Annotated in this window: 12 protein-coding genes; 4 read left to right on the top strand and 8 right to left on the bottom strand. The window is 49.4% G+C overall.

Annotation, left to right across the window (positions count from 1 at the left end; all coding sequences use genetic code 11):
* The first annotated feature begins 1 nt into the window (after position 1).
* On the top strand, positions 2-1,912 hold the full coding sequence (locus NC981_RS13440; protein ID WP_348243295.1) for a penicillin-binding protein 2: 1,911 nt from the start codon (positions 2-4) through the stop codon (positions 1,910-1,912).
* A gap of 61 nt (positions 1,913-1,973) precedes the next feature.
* Here NC981_RS13440 and NC981_RS13435 read toward each other — a convergent pair whose 3' ends face one another.
* The 5 genes from NC981_RS13435 to NC981_RS13415 all read right to left on the bottom strand — a co-directional run bounded on the left by NC981_RS13435 (position 1,974) and on the right by NC981_RS13415 (position 7,870).
* Positions 1,974-2,603 carry a ribonuclease H-like domain-containing protein gene (locus tag NC981_RS13435; RefSeq protein ID WP_348243293.1) on the bottom strand — a complete coding sequence of 210 codons (630 nt, stop codon included), beginning with the start codon at positions 2,601-2,603 and terminating at the stop codon, positions 1,974-1,976.
* 58 nt (positions 2,604-2,661) lie between these two features.
* Positions 2,662-3,213: a CAP domain-containing protein gene (locus tag NC981_RS13430; RefSeq protein WP_348243291.1), complete on the bottom strand. Its 552-nt coding sequence runs from the start codon at positions 3,211-3,213 to the stop codon at positions 2,662-2,664.
* Between the two features lie 335 nt (positions 3,214-3,548).
* Entirely contained in the window at positions 3,549-5,126 is a 1,578-nt protein-coding gene (locus NC981_RS13425; protein ID WP_348243289.1) for a glycosyltransferase family 39 protein, read from the bottom strand.
* 3 nt (positions 5,127-5,129) lie between these two features.
* Positions 5,130-6,833 carry a glycosyltransferase family 39 protein gene (locus NC981_RS13420; protein WP_348243287.1) on the bottom strand — a complete coding sequence of 568 codons (1,704 nt, stop codon included), beginning with the start codon at positions 6,831-6,833 and terminating at the stop codon, positions 5,130-5,132.
* A 125-nt stretch (positions 6,834-6,958) separates the two neighbouring features.
* Positions 6,959-7,870 (bottom strand): alpha/beta hydrolase, encoded by a 912-nt coding sequence (locus tag NC981_RS13415; RefSeq protein ID WP_348243285.1) that lies wholly within the window; start codon positions 7,868-7,870, stop codon positions 6,959-6,961.
* 140 nt (positions 7,871-8,010) lie between these two features.
* On the opposite strand from NC981_RS13415, the gene NC981_RS13410 reads away from it, so the two are divergent.
* A complete protein-coding gene (locus NC981_RS13410; protein ID WP_348243283.1) occupies positions 8,011-8,568 on the top strand; it encodes a DUF3611 family protein in 558 nt (185 codons plus the stop codon).
* A gap of 1 nt (position 8,569) precedes the next feature.
* Here the strand turns inward: NC981_RS13410 and NC981_RS13405 are convergent, their stop codons facing one another.
* Together NC981_RS13405 and NC981_RS13400 are read right to left on the bottom strand one after the other, a co-directional pair.
* Complete coding sequence (locus tag NC981_RS13405; RefSeq protein ID WP_348243281.1) at positions 8,570-8,794, bottom strand: DUF2949 domain-containing protein; 225 nt, start codon at positions 8,792-8,794, stop codon at positions 8,570-8,572.
* Between the two features lie 204 nt (positions 8,795-8,998).
* Positions 8,999-10,744: an ATP-binding protein gene (locus tag NC981_RS13400; protein ID WP_348243279.1), complete on the bottom strand. Its 1,746-nt coding sequence runs from the start codon at positions 10,742-10,744 to the stop codon at positions 8,999-9,001.
* 281 nt (positions 10,745-11,025) lie between these two features.
* Here NC981_RS13400 and NC981_RS13395 point away from each other — a divergent pair, with 281 nt between their 5' ends.
* Together NC981_RS13395 and truB are read left to right on the top strand one after the other, a co-directional pair.
* Positions 11,026-12,678: an alpha/beta hydrolase gene (locus NC981_RS13395; RefSeq protein WP_348243277.1), complete on the top strand. Its 1,653-nt coding sequence runs from the start codon at positions 11,026-11,028 to the stop codon at positions 12,676-12,678.
* A 4-nt stretch (positions 12,679-12,682) separates the two neighbouring features.
* The gene (gene truB, locus NC981_RS13390; protein WP_348243275.1) at positions 12,683-13,555 is read left to right on the top strand and encodes a tRNA pseudouridine(55) synthase TruB; all 873 of its coding nucleotides are present in this window, start codon (positions 12,683-12,685) and stop codon (positions 13,553-13,555) included.
* A 242-nt stretch (positions 13,556-13,797) separates the two neighbouring features.
* Here the strand turns inward: truB and NC981_RS13385 are convergent, their stop codons facing one another.
* Entirely contained in the window at positions 13,798-16,659 is a 2,862-nt protein-coding gene (locus NC981_RS13385) for a methyl-accepting chemotaxis protein (protein WP_348243273.1), read from the bottom strand.
* Positions 16,660-16,804 lie beyond the last annotated feature (145 nt).

The raw sequence follows: 16,804 nt of genomic DNA, 5'->3' as shown, positions 1-16,804 counted from the left end.
TATGCCAAACCGAGGAAAGCCTACCTCCTCACCCCGCCGCCCCTCAAACACTGCCCGCTTTGCGAGTGGAGCGAGTCTGCCGCCGATGATCGAGAAGCTGCGCGATCGACTGCTACAGGCTGTAAGTCAGACTCAACTGATCGAACGGTTTCGCACAGCGCAAGCAAAACCGAGCGTTCGTCGCTTATTTCTCGTTTGGGCAATCTTGGTGGGTGCAACAGGACTCCTATCGCTCAATCTGGTTCGGCTGCAAGTCTATCAGTCGCCAAAATTGCTTAAAGAGGCACGCGCTCAACAAACTACTTTTTTGCGTCCCTTTATCCCGCGTCGCCCGATTACCGATCGCAACGGCAATGTTTTAGCGATCGATCGTCCGGTCTACACGCTGTACGCCCACCCGATCGCGTTTCAGGAGCCGAAAACCGAAATTGCAACGAAACTCTCTGCAATTCTGGGCATCCCTGCGGGGGACTTGCTGCAACGATTTAGCGCGGGCGAGAGCGGCATTCGCGTTGAGTACGCCGTGCCCGAATCGGCAGCCGATCGCATTCAATCTTTGCAGATTGACGGCTTGGAACTGGCACAACAGCAGCAGCGACTCTACCCCCAGCAAACCCTCGCAGCCGATGTGGTTGGGTATTTGGATTTGGATCGCATCGGGCAAGCAGGAGTTGAATATAGCCACAAGAATCTACTTGAACGATCAGTGAAATCTGTGCGACTGAGCCGCACCGGCTCAGGGGTAATGATGCCCGATCGTCTTCCGGGGGGATTTTTGCAGATGGACAACTTGCATTTGCAGTTGTCGATCGATAGTCGAGTCCAGAGAGCGGCGATCGCCGCCCTTCAGCCGCAGCTAAAAAAATTCAACGCTAAGCGTGGTGTAGTGATCGCGATGGATGCCAAGACAGGCGAAATCCGAACGCTAGCATCTGCTCCGTCTTATGATCCGAACGAATTCTATAAAGCAAACATTGAGCAGTTCAAAAACTGGGCGTTAACCGATTTGTATGAGCCGGGATCAACGTTTAAGCCCTTGAACGTGGCGATCGCGCTTGAGGCGGGAGCAATCAAACCCGACCAAGTGATTAATGATGAAGGGGCAATTCAGGTAGACGGATGGCCCATTCAAAACTTTGATTTCTCCAGCGCTGGTGCAAGAGGGCCTAGTACGATCACTCAAATTATGGAGCATTCCAGCAATGTCGGCATGGTGCGAATCGTGCAGCAAATGTCTCGATCCACCTACTATTCCTGGCTACAAAAAATAGGTTTAGGGCAGCCGACCGGAAGCGATTTGCCGTTTGAAGGGACGGGGCAAATCAAAGACAAAAAGGCTTTTACCGAGTCTGCGATCGATGCGGCGACCAGCTCGTTTGGGCAAGGCTTTTCGATTACGGCGCTGCAACTGGTGCAACTGCACGGGATTTTAGCAAGCGGCGGTAAGCTGCTCACGCCTCATGTGGTTCAAGGCTTATTTGATGAAAAGGGGCAGCCTTACTGGAACGCGAACGCTCCTCAACCCAAGCCAGTTTTTTCACCGCAAACCGCGCAAACCGTGCTGAAAATGATGGAATCGGTGGTGCAAGACGGAACCGGAAAAGCCGCGCAAATTCCCAACTACCGCATCGGCGGTAAAACTGGAACCGCGCAAAAAGCTGGAGAAACGGGTGGATATATCGAAGGTGCGAAGATTACCAGTTTTGTGAGTATTTTCCCGATCGATGCGCCTCGATATGTTGTGGCAGCGGTGATTGATGAGCCGAAGGGTGCAGATGCGTTTGGTTCGACGGTAGCAGCGCCGATCGTCAAAGCGGTCATGGAAGCTTTGATCGTTGCAGATAAGATTCCGCCAAGTGTGCCTGCTGCACCGAATCCGGCTGCGTCTCCGAGTCCTAGTCCGACACCTTAGCGGGGATTTAAGGAAGCTCTCCGGAGTCCACAGGAAGCAACCTCCTTTAATGTGAGTTCCTTTAATGCTCAAACACATTCTGATATTGCAGAATATCAAGCTGGGCAAACACAGGCAATGCTTGAAAACACTGCTCTGCAAGTTCCAAGCGTTCCTCGCGCTCTAGCATTTCAATCAGTTTCGATCGCGCCTCAATCAAATAGCGCACATCATTCGCCGCATACTGCAGCTGTGCCTCAGAGAGATTCATGGCATTGCCCCAATCGGAGCTTTGAGCGCTCTTGTCGAGTTCCACCCCAGTTAATTCTTGAATCAAATCTTTTAAGCCGTGACGGGGGGAATAGGTGCGAATTAGCTTACTTGCCAATTTCGTGCAGAAAATCGGTGTGACCTGAATTCCCAGGTGATGGCGCAAGGTCGTAATATCAAATCGCGCAAAGTGAAAGATTTTCGTAATGTCTGACGCTTCAAGCAGTTGCTTCAAGTTTGGTGCTTCGGTTTGCCCCCGCTCAATTCTGACAACCGCTACTTGATCGCTCTCATCGCACAACTGTACTAAACACAAGCGATCGCGGTGTGGTAGAAGCCCCATCGTTTCGGTATCGACTGCGATCACGGTGGCTGACTGATACTGCTCCAATAGCTCGGAAGTAAGATCGCGATCGCAAAGGTGAAATTCACGCGGTTGCATAAGGTGAGGCAAGTGATTTTACAACTCACGTATCTTACACCTGATGCAGATTTGCACCTTAATTTCGCACAAAGTCTTGCGTAAAGTAGTATTCTCCCATTGCGCTGAGGCCGATGCCGATCCCGGTTACGTTGAAATTTCCTTCGATGTTTTCCCGATGCTTTTGGCTTTTGATCCAAGCTTCTACAACCTGCCCGATCGGATCGCGGCGGCTCATAATCCAAGCCACATTTTCACTTGTCGCCCGCGCTGGAATGCTGCTGGTAATTGCTTTTGCGCGCTTTTCAAATCCTTGATGACCGAATGGAACTGCTTTTTTCGCCATATTGCGGCTGTGTTCACGCGCTTGCTTGGCAATGCTATCGTTCCAGGCCATTGCAGGCAAACCTTTGCTGGCGCGGTACTGGTTAATTCGAGTAAAGACCATGCGTTCCATTTCTGCGATCGGAATTCCCTGAGCAATCTGAAACGCGAGCGTTTGAGAGGTAGACACACCTGAAGGTACGGTTTGAGCTTGGCTTTGAATCGTGCTGCCAAAGGTTCCGGCGATCACAATGCCCACTGACATTGCCAAGGTTTGCACGATTTTGCTGGGAGCTGGGTTCAGCATTACGTCTCTCTCCTAGGTGTTAAGTCTCGATGAAGAGGTTAACCCGATTGTTAAATTGTTGCAAGTTATCTTGGATACGATTTTCCTAGAGCAGATACGTAGAATTTCTTATATCTCCCATCCTATTTACGTTTTAGCTGGATCAAAAAAATTCCGATTTGAATTTTGTGCGCTCACAAGATATTGCATAAATTTAACCTTTTGTGAGAGGGTTTTGCTAATTAGGGCGGTTGAACTGCTATTTAGTCACAGAGCAATTACGCCATCTAGACAAGTTAAGAAAATAGACTAAATTGCTATATTGCTACATGAAGATGTGACGTAATGATTTTGACTCAGTAAGGACGCGGGAATGGTTTTAGCAAGTTCGTCCCTTGAAACACATGAATCCGATCGATCACTACTCCGCCCCGACGTAACTCCACTTCCCCTAGCTTGGTAAATTTTTCAAAATACGGGACATATTCCGCCGCAGAGTCTTCCTGGGTTTGAAATTTATCAGCAGTGATGTAGAGTCCTGTTTTACCCAGCCATTGTTCTGCGGTTGACCAGAAAGCGAATCCGCGCAAGTCGCGGCGATCGAAGCAAGTCATCGGAGTCGAATAGAGTGGCGTGAGCGCCATCGCTGTATGCCCTGCCATGTGGAATCGATTACTGAACATGAAGTCGGCATTTTTCAGCGCTGTGAGCAGTTGAGGCGATCGCGAAAATTCTCGCCGCAGTTGCAGAATGTCCATCAGATCAACCGAAGGATCGTCTTGCGGCGCAACGAATCCCCCAAACAGCGCGTATTGTCCCGGTTTTTGCAGCGTTCCCAGCGTGACGTGAGACAGCGCAAACAATAGCAGGGCGACGATCGCAAGGGTTGAACCCACAAGCCAGCGTTTTAGCACAGACGATCGCCACCTCGATGCGTACCAAGCGAGTAGTGGCGTAACCGAGAAGAATCCTGGCATTGTCCAACCGGGTAAAATCTGTTGATAACCACCAATCAGCGTAAAGATGATGAATACAGGCGTAGATGTCCACAACACGAAAGAGTGAATCGAGTTTGAAAACCTCCGCGACACGGTTAGAATAATTTCTCGAATGCTAACAAACCAGAGTGGTAATCCAAATGTAGGAAATAAATACAACGAGGCTGCAAACGCAACATCAATTACTTTAGAGAATTTGAAGGAACGATTTGGAACACTACGGTTTCCCTGAAACGTAAAAGAAATCCAATCGTGCTGGCTGTTCCAATACAATACAGGCGAGAACGCAACTAAAAATAGTAGAAAGCTTAATATTGTCCACGGAGATCGAAACACTGCCCAATGCCGCCGGCTGGTCAAACAAAATCCAATTAAGCCAAATCCAAGTAGAAATCCGTGGTATTTTCCAATGCAAGCCAATCCAACGAGTAGCCCGATGAGTGCAACTCGATACGAGGGAATGTAAACTGTACGATCGCGAGGAAAAAATTCAACCGCTCCCACCCAAAGCGTTAATGTCCAGAAAAACATTAGCGGTGAATCGGGTAGCGTAAAGGTGCCAAATCCGAGTTGGAAAATTGGAATGACCGACGCGATCGCTAACGTCAGCAATCCAACTCGAACTGAAAATAAATGAACTGCTGCACGGTATAGAAAGTACAACGTAAACGGATACAGCAATAAGCTGCCGATGCGGATTGTAAATTGAGAGACTTCGCCAGTTAACCAAATGCCGATCGCGCTCACCAACGAAACCAGTGGCGGATGATCAAAATAACTCAGAGCAGGATTTTGAGTGTAAATATAGTAGTACGCTTCATCAAATCCAGGTGGCAGCCAAAACGCGATAAAGCTGCGAAACAGAAATCCCACGATTAGAATTGCAGCAACTTGCCGATTGGTTGGCTCTGCCCACCATTTTTGTACTGATTTCATGAATTATTTTGAAGAACGAATTGGAACGCGCACAAGTTGATACTGACGATACTGTTGAAGCGGTTGGTACTGATTTGGTTTCACATTTCCTTCTTGCAGTGCGGTTGGGGTGGTGATCATCACGATCGATGTTGTTTTTCCTTCTTTCCGCAGCTTCTGTAAATATGGCTGAATCATCCGAGCACGATTGAGAAACGTGATCGGTTGCTGCGTATAAAACACCAAACTCGGTTTCTCAAACGCATCGGTTGCCATGATGATCGGTTCGTTCGGTCGTCGATCCTCGATCGTCGCTTGAGCAATTTGGCGCAGCGGTAATTGTCGAACTGAGTCAATAATGCTGACCGCAGGAGTAATAAAAAACAGAATAAATGCTGCAAAAGCAACAAGATTCACAGCCCAATACCAGCGCAATCGATACTGAATCGCTAAAACTAATCCAACGATCGCGGCTGTAATCCAAATGGATGCGCCAATGTGATGCAATCCAGACTGCTGCATTCTTAATCCCAAATTTGGCATAGCTGGATCACGATTTAACCAATTTGGGCTGTAAAAAATGAGAACACCAACAGCAACAGAAATAGCAATACTAAAGTATACGGTAGCCTTAACCGGGATGGACTGTCTTGATTGTGAAAAATGATGCACGAACCATAATGTGACGAGAATCGCTGCTGCGGGATATAGCGGTAAGGTATAAGTAATATATTTTGTAACCGCGATCGTGAAGAAGATCAGCACAACCGCAAACCACACCAGCGCGAACTTTCCAAGATGCTGTGATCTTGGTTCTTGTTGCCATTTGGGTTGCCTGATCGCATGAGCGATCGCCGCAGGCAAGCAAAGCGACCAAGGGAAAAACCCAACTAGCACAATCACCAAATGATAGTACCAAGCGCCAGAATGCTGATTCACCACGTTGGTAAAGCGTTCAACATTATGCAGCCCGAAAAACGATTGAATAAACGCATTCCCGTTTTGAAGATACGCCAACAAATACCAAGGCACACTCACCAACAGAAAAATTCCTGTTCCTTGAATCGGCTTCATCTCGCGCAGCACTCCGCGCAGGTTTCTCGCCCAGAATAGAAAGATGAGCACGATCGCACTCGGCAACACGACCCCAACCGGGCCTTTCGTTAAAACTGCCAGTCCCATCAGCCCATAAAACGCCCGATACCAGCGCTGATCCGATCTCACATAGCCGAAAAAAAACGCCAGCAGCGATCCACCAAAACAGGCACTCAGCAACATATCCGAGTAGCCCAACCGTCCGAAGAACAGCGTGATCAGATTAAACGCAACGATCGCCGATCCCAAGTACGGTGCAATTCTCAATGGAACAAATCGCCTAATCGTATAGAAACAAAAACCGACCAAAACGGTTCCCGCGATCGCAGAGGGCAGCCGCGCTGCCCATTCATTTACGCCAACCGTTTTGAATGCGATCGCCATCAGCCAGTAAATCAAGGGCGGCTTATCAAACCGAGTCACCTGATTAAAGTACGGCGTAATCCAATTTCCGGTGACCGTCATCTGCCGCGCTGACTCCACAAACAGCGGCTCTGTCTCATCTACCAGTCCGATGCTGCCCAACTGATTAAAAAATGCAATTCCACCTAATGCAAGCACCCAAACGATCGCAAAACATCGCTCCAAGATTAGCGATCGTGTTTTCCCTGGCATCTCTATCTGATCGTCCATGCACTCTACATCCAAGATCAAAATCTAAGATCAAACCAAGCGGTAGTGTGACATGGAACGAGGCAATTGAAAAGCGGCGATTAGGACATAAACTTCTCAAACAGGATCGCTATAGAAACAAGCCGTTAATCATTACAAAGCTGTTCCAAAACGCTGCGAATGTGCGATTCAACAGAATCGGTTTGCTCTAGCATTGATAGATGACCGCAATCGGGAAGCTCTAGAACATTGTCCGCCCCATCGCCAAATAGCGGATGAAAACTGGCTAAATGACGCACATACTTCGGTTCCATCACCGTATCTTTCGACCCAGTAATGAAGTAGAGCGGCTGTGATAACCGCGCCACGACTTGCGGTAAACGATGCACCTCGGCTTCCGTGGTCGAATCCAATAACGTCCCGATCGCGGCTTCTTGATCCGCATTAACAAAATCGATCACTCGTTGCCGACCCCACGATCGTTCAATCACGCTTGCCACATTCGCCCGCTGAAACACCAAATCTAAACAGGGCACCTGCGCTAACCATTTTGGGCGCAGTTTTACCATCTGCTGACCTGCCGATCGAAACCGCTCAAACGCTTCTTTCAAATAGATGCCACCGCCAGAATTTAGGCAAATCACCCCTCGAACCTGTTCCGGCATTTGGTCGGCTGCCCACAGCGCCACACAGCCGCCGAGTGAATGCCCAATCAGCCAAACTTCAGGAATCTGCAACTGCTTCAACAGCATTCCTAAATCCCTCGCATAAGCAAGCAGACTATACTGCGCGATCGCGTTCTGCCTGGCGACGGCAACTGCCCCACCAGATCGATCGTCCACAGCAGGCAGGCAAGCCGCATCTCGCGGTTGGGACTCACCAAAACCCCGCAAATCATAAGACAAACACTGATAATCCGATGACAACTGATCGATCAGAGGTTGCCAATAATTGCGGCTCAGCATCCAGCCGTGAATGAATACCAGAACGACAGAGTTTGATGTGGGAGCCGTCAGCTCGTAGGCGTGTGGAACTCCCGAAATAGGAAGAGTAGGCATAAGTTTCATCCTACCGTAAAGGCTGATCCGGTTGAATGTTTGCTGCAACACGATCCAGGTTTAACCGGATTGAAGTGCCGCGATCGCCTGTCCTACTCGTAAATTGGTATAAGCTGGATTTAGCTTCTGTGTGATCTGTTATGGCAAGATCTGACTCCCCCACGCTTCGAGAAATTGCAAGCACATTCCGATTTGCGGGTTGGTTTAGTTTTTGGTTTCAGTTGGTGCTGACAGTGATTTCGAGTGCGATCTTGCTGTTTGCTGCCGTTTCCACCCGCGCTCCAGCCGCCAACAATCCAGGAACTGGGGTTGGGGTCGTGCTGACCATCGGTGGAATTGCGGTCTTAGGATTCAATATGTTCTGGTCGTTGACGAAGTATGTGGTGATCGGACGGCGGTTGAATGGAGCGGCAGCAGCGCGACCGAAAAAAGCGGAGGCGATTCAAACGATTCGGACAGGATTGATTGCAAGTTTAGCGGGAACCCTCTTAGCGCTCTTAGGGGCAGAGGCGATCGTCGGTTTGCTGTTTGGGAAAGCCGTCAATCAGGGGTTTGCAGGTTTTGTCAACGTCGATCCGGCAAAATTCATTCAACCCATTGACATTCTTGTAGTGCAAGCAAGCATCAACGTGATTTTGGCGCAGTTTGTTGCCATTTCGACCTCACTTTGGCTCTTGAACAAAATGAGCAAGCAGTAATCTAGCGCTCCATCCAGTCAAAAATTTGGTTCAGTTGGTCGATCGAAACAAATCCATAGCGCCACAGCACCATCGGTAACGTTCCGCGTTCTTGCTCACAGTGGCGCATCGCCAGTTCGATCGACTCGTCCGGAACGGCTAACTCTTCTTTGAGATAGCGGACTAAGCATAAGTCGCTCTCTTCCGTCTGTGTCTGCTCGTTGACTTCCGATGATAAAACTGTCATCTAGATAACCTTTGATGAAATTAAGATTCGGGGGTTCATCCTATCACTAAAAATTAGCTCAAGTAATACTCCAAGCAAAAAATTAAATAAAGCTTGGTTGTATGAATCTTTATAGAACTTAATTACGAAATCGATGTCGATCGAAAGTCGCAATCTGTTCTCTGTCCATTCTCCGAATCGCTCTATTTGGTTTTAATAGAGCCTCTACCCAACGGGCTGGTGGATTGCTGTGATCGTCTTAAGTAGGCGCTCCGGTTCAACCGGCTTAGATAAATGCTGGTGAAATCCAGACTCGATCGCTCGCTTCTGATCGTTGTCACTTGCATAAGAAGTTAGGGCAATTGCTACCACTCTACCCCCTTGCTCAACCGGACGCGATCGAACCTGTTGAATGAATTCGTAGCCGCTCATTTCGGGTAATCCAATATCGCAGACGATCACATCTGGGCAAGAGTTAGACAGCACATTCAGAGCGGCCTTCGCAGAATCAACCGCTGTCACCTTCGAGCCTGCTTGACTCAGAACGAATGCAGTAAACTCGCGAGAGTCACAACTATCATCAATCACCAAGATATGCAGCCCTGCTAAAGTCGAATTTTCTTCAGAGCGCGATCGTTTTGGAGCTACGTCTGCGGCTGTAGCGCAAAGGGGCAACCTCACCGTGATGGTTGCTCCCTGTCCCTCGCCTGCACTTTCGGCAGTAATAATGCCCCCGTGAAGCTCCACAATTTGACGACTAATTGCCAGCCCTAACCCTAAACCGCCAAATTCACGCGTATTGGTACTATCTTCTTGCCAGAAGCGATCGAACACATGGGGAAGCGCAGCCGCCCCAATTCCCTTACCTGTATCTCGGACGGTAATGGTAGCAAAATCTGAGCGCTGATTCGTCTGACGAGTTAAGCTCACTTCAACTCGACCGCCTTTGGGCGTAAACTTCACTGCATTAGAGAGCAAGTTCCACACCACCTGCTGCAATCGTCCGGCATCTCCTAGAACTTGTCCAATCTCTGCTTCAAGCTGGGTCTCAATCTGAATCTGTTTTGCTTCAGCCGCTAGAGAAATGGTACTAATCGCTGCAAGCACCACCGTCTTTAGATCGGTTGCAGCAGCAGTGAGGGTTAACTTTCCGCCCATAATGCGAGAAATGTCCAGCAGGTCTTCGATTAACTGCGCTTGTAGCTTGGCATTGCGCTCGATCGTGTCAAGCGCGATTGCGGCTTTCTCTGGTTTTAGCTGTTGTCGCTGTAAAAGTTTTGTCCAACCCAAAATTGGATTGAGCGGGGTTCTGAGTTCGTGGGACAGAACTGCAAGAAACTCATCTTTGACGCGATTGGCAGACTCTGCTTGTTCTCGCGCTTGTTGTTCTCGCTGCAACAGCGATTCTCGTTCTTCCTGAATGCGCTGGCGCTGAATAATTTCTTGCTGAAGCTGTTGGTTAATCGCAGTCAGTTCAGCAGTACGTTGTGCTACTAATTCTTCAAGTTGGTCTTGATAGCGCTTTAGTTCAAGTTCAGCCTGACGGCGTTCTCCAATTTGAACTTGGAGTGCCTGGTTGGTGAGAGCAAGTTGGGTTGGGCTGGGCAGTGCCAACGCTTTGGGAATCAGCGGATAAAGTTCCACAGCAGTCAGGACTGAAACGATCGCAGTCACCGCTTTTAAGCCGCCTGAAATCCAGTAGTCCGGGTGCCACAACGTCCAAATGTCGAGCAAATGACCTGTTCCACAGGCAATGATAAAAGCTCCAAATAGCAGAAAAATCCACTCAAACGGTAGATCGCGACGCTGCCGCACAAAGAAAACCAGGGTAATCGGAATTGAGTAGTATGACAGCGCAATTAGCGCATCGCCTGTGATATGAAGCCACACCAGCCCAGTTTGCCAGAGATAGCAGTGTCCGTGAGGAATAAAGGAGCTTGAATCAAGCAAACGATCCCAAAATGCTGTCATGGTGCTGCGTACAGAAGAAAATGAGGAAGCGTCGCAATCGGGACGGTTAAATCTGAGGGTGTGATCACCGATCGCAACTCAATAAGCTCCTTCATCTTAGAAGGTTTTCCAGAAGGCAGTTTATTTTTGGATTTAATTTAAATAAATCAGAGACACCAATTTTACTACTAGTCAGAAGGGATATCTTTGCTAGAGTATGCGGTAATTTGCCTTGTCGCAAGTTTATCTGTGCGCCAGAATGAGGCAGACAAGACTAGGTAGAATCCCAGCGCGTGGTCAAGATGCGAAAGTTTAAGCGGTTAAAGGTTGCGCTTTGTGCAATCGGGGGATGGATGTCGCTCTCTGTTGTGAGTCGTCCGGTCTGGGGGGCTGAGCGTGTCTTCTTGACGTATGGAATCTTGGAGCGATCGATTTCAGTTTCGTCGCTTGAAGCTTATGCCCGCACGGGTACATTGGACAGCGATCTTTATGTCTATTCGCAGTATGTCACGCCTGAACAACTGCAAACACTCCGAAAAGCATTACTGACACGGGCAGATTTGACTCCGATCGCGGTGTCGCAGTTTCTCTACACGCAGCAAGGGGAGATTCTATTGCGGCGGTTAGGGCAGATTATCCAGCCAGACTCTCGCGATACTGGTTTTTTTGCAATTCGGGCTGCTTTAATCCTGGCATCGGCAGATCCAGAGGGATTAACCGCGCTGAATGTGCTGCGTAAATTTCCGACGCGCGGACTGCGAGTTGATTTACAGCGCAGTTTAGACATTGCGGGAGAGCTGGGAAATTTGATTAATCAAACGAACCGGGCAACGCAGACAATTGCCCAACTCTCTAATACAGAAACTACACCGTTACCAGGGGGTGCGATTCCCGATTTGTCAGTTCGAGGCGCTTATGGATTTCAAAAGGAAGCGCTGAGATTGGTTGATCGATCGCGGGGATTTGTGCAGGCTTTAGGGCGAGAGCGGGTGTTTCCGGTTGATGTTTACTTGCCCGTTGCCCGTCGGCAGCCGTTGAGCGCCTCAATTCCGGTGGTTGTCATTTCACACGGACTTGGCTCCGATCGGGGCACGTTTCGCTATCTTGCAGAGCATTTGGCTTCACATGGATTTGCCGTGGCAGTGCCCGAACATCCGGGAAGTAATGCCAAACAGCTTCAAGCGCTGGTTGGTGGAACGGTCAATGAAGTGACGAGTCCGAGTGAGTTTATCGATCGACCGCTAGATATCAAATATCTGTTAGATGAGCTAGAGCGCAGAGCCAACACCGATTCGCGCTATCAGCGCTTAAATATCAAGCAGGTCGGTCTGTTGGGGCAGTCTTTTGGGGGCTACACGGTCATGGCGCTCGCGGGTGCGCCGATCAATTTTCAGCAACTCCAGAGATCGTGTCAGCCCGCCGAAATCGATCGAACGCTGAATTTGTCGCTGTTGCTGCAATGCCGCGCTGGAGCACTGCCGCCGATTTCTTATAACTTGAGCGATTCACGGGTGAAAGCGATTATTGCGATTAACCCGATTACGAGCAGCGTCTTTGGACAAGCGGCGATCGCGCAGATCGAAACGCCAACGATGATCATTACGGGCAATGCCGATACGGTTGCGCCTGCTTTGCCGGAGCAGATCCAGCCGTTTACCTGGCTGAAAGCGCCAGAGCGATATTTAGCCCTGATCGATCGCGGAACGCATTTTTCTGCCCTACAAGAAGGCGATGCTCAGGGGGTTCCTTTGCCACCAGAGGTGATTGGTGAGGCTCCAAACGTTGCCCGTCGCTATGTGAATGCTCTAGGTTTGGCGTTTTTTCAGACTTATCTTGCGAATCGATCGGACTATCGCCCTTACCTTTCGGCGGCTTATGCCCGTACCTTGTCTCAAGATCCGCTACGGTTAAATTTGGTACAGTCGTTGACTGTGGCGCAGTTAAACGGAGAATAATCGCGTGGATGGGTTTCTAAACCTGAATAAACCGTTTGGGTTAACTTCGCATGATTGTGTCGCGAAGGTTCGCCGAATTTATGGGCTGAAAAAAGTGGGTCACGCGGGGACGCTTGATCCGGCAGCGACAGGGATTTTGCCGATCGCGTTGGGTCGCGCTACTCGCCTGCTGCAATATCTCCGCCAGGATAAGGCGTATCATGCGACGATTCGATTTGGCGTAACGACGGCAACAGATGATCTTGAAGGTGAGATCCTGACTCAGCAAGCAGTTTCGCGCCTGAGCTTAGAACAGATTCAGGAAAAATTGCCCTTGTTTCAGGGGGTGATTCAGCAGATTCCGCCGAACTACAGTGCGATTCAAGTTCAAGGGAAGCGGCTGTATGATCTAGCGCGATCGGGGCAAGCGATCGAGGTTCCCGCTCGTACCGTTGAGATTTATGATCTGAAGATTTTGGATTTTAGAGCGGGTGATTTTCCCGAACTTGATTTAGCAATCGCTTGTGGCAGCGGAACTTATATTCGTTCGATCGCTCGTGATTTGGGAGAGCAACTGGGAACAGGGGCAACGTTAGCAAAACTGCTGAGAACCGAAAGTAGCGGCTTTGAATTGAAGGAGAGCGCTACGATCGAGGATCTGCCTGTTCCCCTGATTGAGCCAGAAGCAGTGCTGCTCCATTTACCAGAAGTTGTGTTGGAGAGTGCGATCGCGAAACGTTGGTGTCAGGGACAAAAGATTGCACTGGAACTTGAGCGATCGGGAATTGTCAGGGTTAAGCGCGAACACTCCGTGGAGCGAAGCTTGCGGTTCTTGGGAATTGGGGAGATTCGAGCCGACGGGGTATTAGTTCCGCAAATGGTTTATGAGCCTATTTGATGAGAGAGGCGGAAGACGCGATAAATCGCGTCTTTACTCAAGATCTGTAGCGAGGATTTAGAGATCTGGTATTAGCTCCCTACTTCTTTTAACGTCAGTTCGATGAGTTTTTTCGCTTCGATTTGAGCCGAGCTGCTCCCTAAATCCCCCATTCTGGGGGACTTAGAGAATAGCGATTCCCAAATAGCCAAGACTTGTATCGAACTCACGTCCTTTTAGCATTCACAACTCAAACCGGATCGCTATATTTCCCGATCGCCCCCTTGCACCTTGAACATTCCCACCGAAGCCTGTAGCTGCTCTGCCACATCCACAGTTTGCCGTAACGCTTTCGACACTCGCACCGACGAATCAGAAGTTTGCGTCGAGACTTCCGCCACGTCTTTGATCAAATCGGTCAAAGACTGAAACGATCGAGTTTGAGAAACCGTTGCTTGCGCGATCGAGTTCATTAAGCCATCCATCTGCTCAGAAACCTGCACGACATGAATCAGACTTTGCTTGGCGTTGCGGGCTGAGTGGGCACTTTCGACCACTTGGGTCGCGCCCCGATTCATCGCTTCAACAACCTCGGTGACTTGTTCCTGAATCGTTTGGATCAGCGCGGCAATTTCGCGGGTTGCCGTGGTCGATCGAGATGCAAGCTCCCCGATCTCAGTCGCGACAATGCCAAAGCCACGTCCGTGCTCTCCAGCTCGGGTAGCTTCAATACTGGCGTTAATGGCGAGCAGATCGGTTTGCGTTGCAAGATCGCTGATCAGCGAAACCACCCGCCCGATTTGCTGAGAAGCATCTCCTAAGAGCTTAACTTTGCGGGTTGCGTCTTCGACCGTGGCTCTGAGATTGTAAATACTGGTCACGGTCGAATCCATCACGGTTTCTCCAGATTTTGCGGCATTCGCAGCATTCTGAGCGACGATCGCCGCTTGTTGTGCGCGATCGGCAACAGCTTGCAGCGCTAACGTCATCTGCTCTACTGAATTAAGGGTGCGGGTCGTCTCCTGGGCTTGTTGACGCGCCTGAGTGGCTAAGTGCTGGACTTCCTCCTCGTTTTGGTTGAGCAAATCGTTGACTTGAGCAGAAGTCTGTTTCACTTTCAGAACCAGATCGCGCAGATTTTCAACCACGGCGTTGAAGAAATCAGCAACGGTTCCGAGATCATTCGCGGTGACATTAGCGCGAACGGTGAGATCTCCGGCAGACACCGTTTGAATTTCGCCCAAAAGTTGAATGATTTGCTGCTGAAGCGAAGTCTTACGATCTTCGGCGGTTTGCACAGCGGATTGGTGTTCCTGTAACAGTTTCACTTGGTCTAGGGCAAAGCCAATCTGAGTCGCAAGCTGCACGAAGAAATTGATTTCGGAGACTTGCCAATCGCGCTCCTGTTGACAACTTTGAGCACAGACGAGTCCAATAATTTGATTTTCTTGTTTGAGCGGAACCGCAATTTCAGCTTTGATGGTTAGTTGGGCAAGCTGTTGACGATAGCGATCGTCCATCTCTTTCGCTGCGTTTTTGACGACCCAAACCGACTGGGCGCTGTATTGCTCAAACCGATCTAAACCTAATGGAGATGCGATCGTTTTATGAATCAAGCTAAGATTCTCAGCTTTGATTGATTCTGCAATCACCGTTCCATTAACTACGCAGGATTCTAATTCATAAACCAGGATGCGATCGAGGTTGAGAAACGATCGGGCTTCGTCGATCGCGGTTTGAAGGATTTGGCTCGGATCAAGCGATCGACGCATTCGTACCGTAATTTCGCTCAGCACCCGCGCTTCTTGCATTTGCTGTTCTTGGCGCGACACTTCATTTGCCAAAGAAACTTCAGAAGCGTTGATGCTATCTGCCATGTGATTAAACGCGATCGCCAATTGTCCCACTTCATCTTTAGCAAACACTTCAGCCCGGACAGATCGATCGCCATTGGCAAATGCTTCGGTCGTCTGCTGCAACTCCTGAATCGGTTTGAGAACGATGCGACGAAAAATAATTGTCCAGACGACGATCGCTCCGATTGCTAGCGCCAACACGATCACCTCTTGCTGCACACTCATTAGCAGCAATTGATTCAGGGCAGTTTCAGGGGTGCCGCGCACCAGGATGGCACTGGGAGCGTCTCCCATTTCTGCAACGGCTCCATCTGGTGTTTCGACAATGCGATTCGGGAGTGCTTTAGCAGCAACGGTGTAAGTCTGACCGTTGACAGGAATTCGCTGAGTGGCAGTCTCACCTTTGGCAGCGATCGCCGATTTGAGAATTGCTAGGTCAGACAAAGCCGCATCAATTTGAGGTTGATTCGAGTCGCTGTCTTGGTTCAGCCCAGTGGCTAAGCCAAATTCACCATTCTCGCGTCGAAAATAAACGGCACTATAGCCACTACCAAAGGCTTTTAGGGTATTTTCGACGATCGGGAGTTTGTGGTTGACGATATCGCCAAAAACGAGAGCGCCGATGATATTGTTTGGGTTTTCGGGGTCACGAATGGGGGTAACGACGTAGCGAATGAGAGCATCTTGGTTAGTGAAGCGATCGGGTAGCGGCGGTGCTTCTTTGCGGAGTTCGTCCCAGCTAACGGTGCTACTCGCTTTGATTTGTTGCCCATCTCGGAGAGCTTGCTGAATCAGCGGCACCAATTCAGGCGTTGTCACCGTTTCTTTGGCTCGTTTGTTATTTGCATTCGCAATGATGCGTAAATCTTTGCCGATGAGGGTTGCATATTCTATGCGGCGTGCTTTCACTTCGTTTTGCAAAATCTGCTGGAGTTGATTTTGCAGATCGGTTGAGAGATTTTCGTTGCGCTGATGATTTTTTGTCGCGGTAATGATCGCAGGATTATCCGATTGTCCCCGCGATCCGAATCCCATCTGATTGATTTTGATGTTGTAGTTCGTCTCCGTCACCGCAACTTCGGATTTTGCTTGGGCAAGCAGTTGGGTGCGTAAACTATTTGCAAGCACGATCGAGAAACCAATGCCTAATCCGACGATCGGAATCAGTTCACACACCAGTAGCGCAAGCAGTTGTTTTCGCTCGATCGGTAAATGACGAAACCAATTTGACCAAAACGGACGAGTGGGGCGAGAAGAACGGTCTAACATAAGGGCTACACAAAAATAAACATCGCTGCTTTGAGCGAAAGAAATATTGCGAGAATTTAGGGATTAGGTTGATGCTCAGGTTGGATTGTTGCCTCTCGTCTCCCCGTGATAGAAGACTTCAAGCTGGATTCAACCCTCCAACACT

The sequence above is a fragment of the Leptolyngbya sp. DQ-M1 genome, assembly GCF_039962505.1.
Classification (GTDB): domain Bacteria; phylum Cyanobacteriota; class Cyanobacteriia; order Leptolyngbyales; family Leptolyngbyaceae; genus Leptolyngbya.
This window is presented reverse-complemented; position numbering and strand designations above follow the sequence as displayed.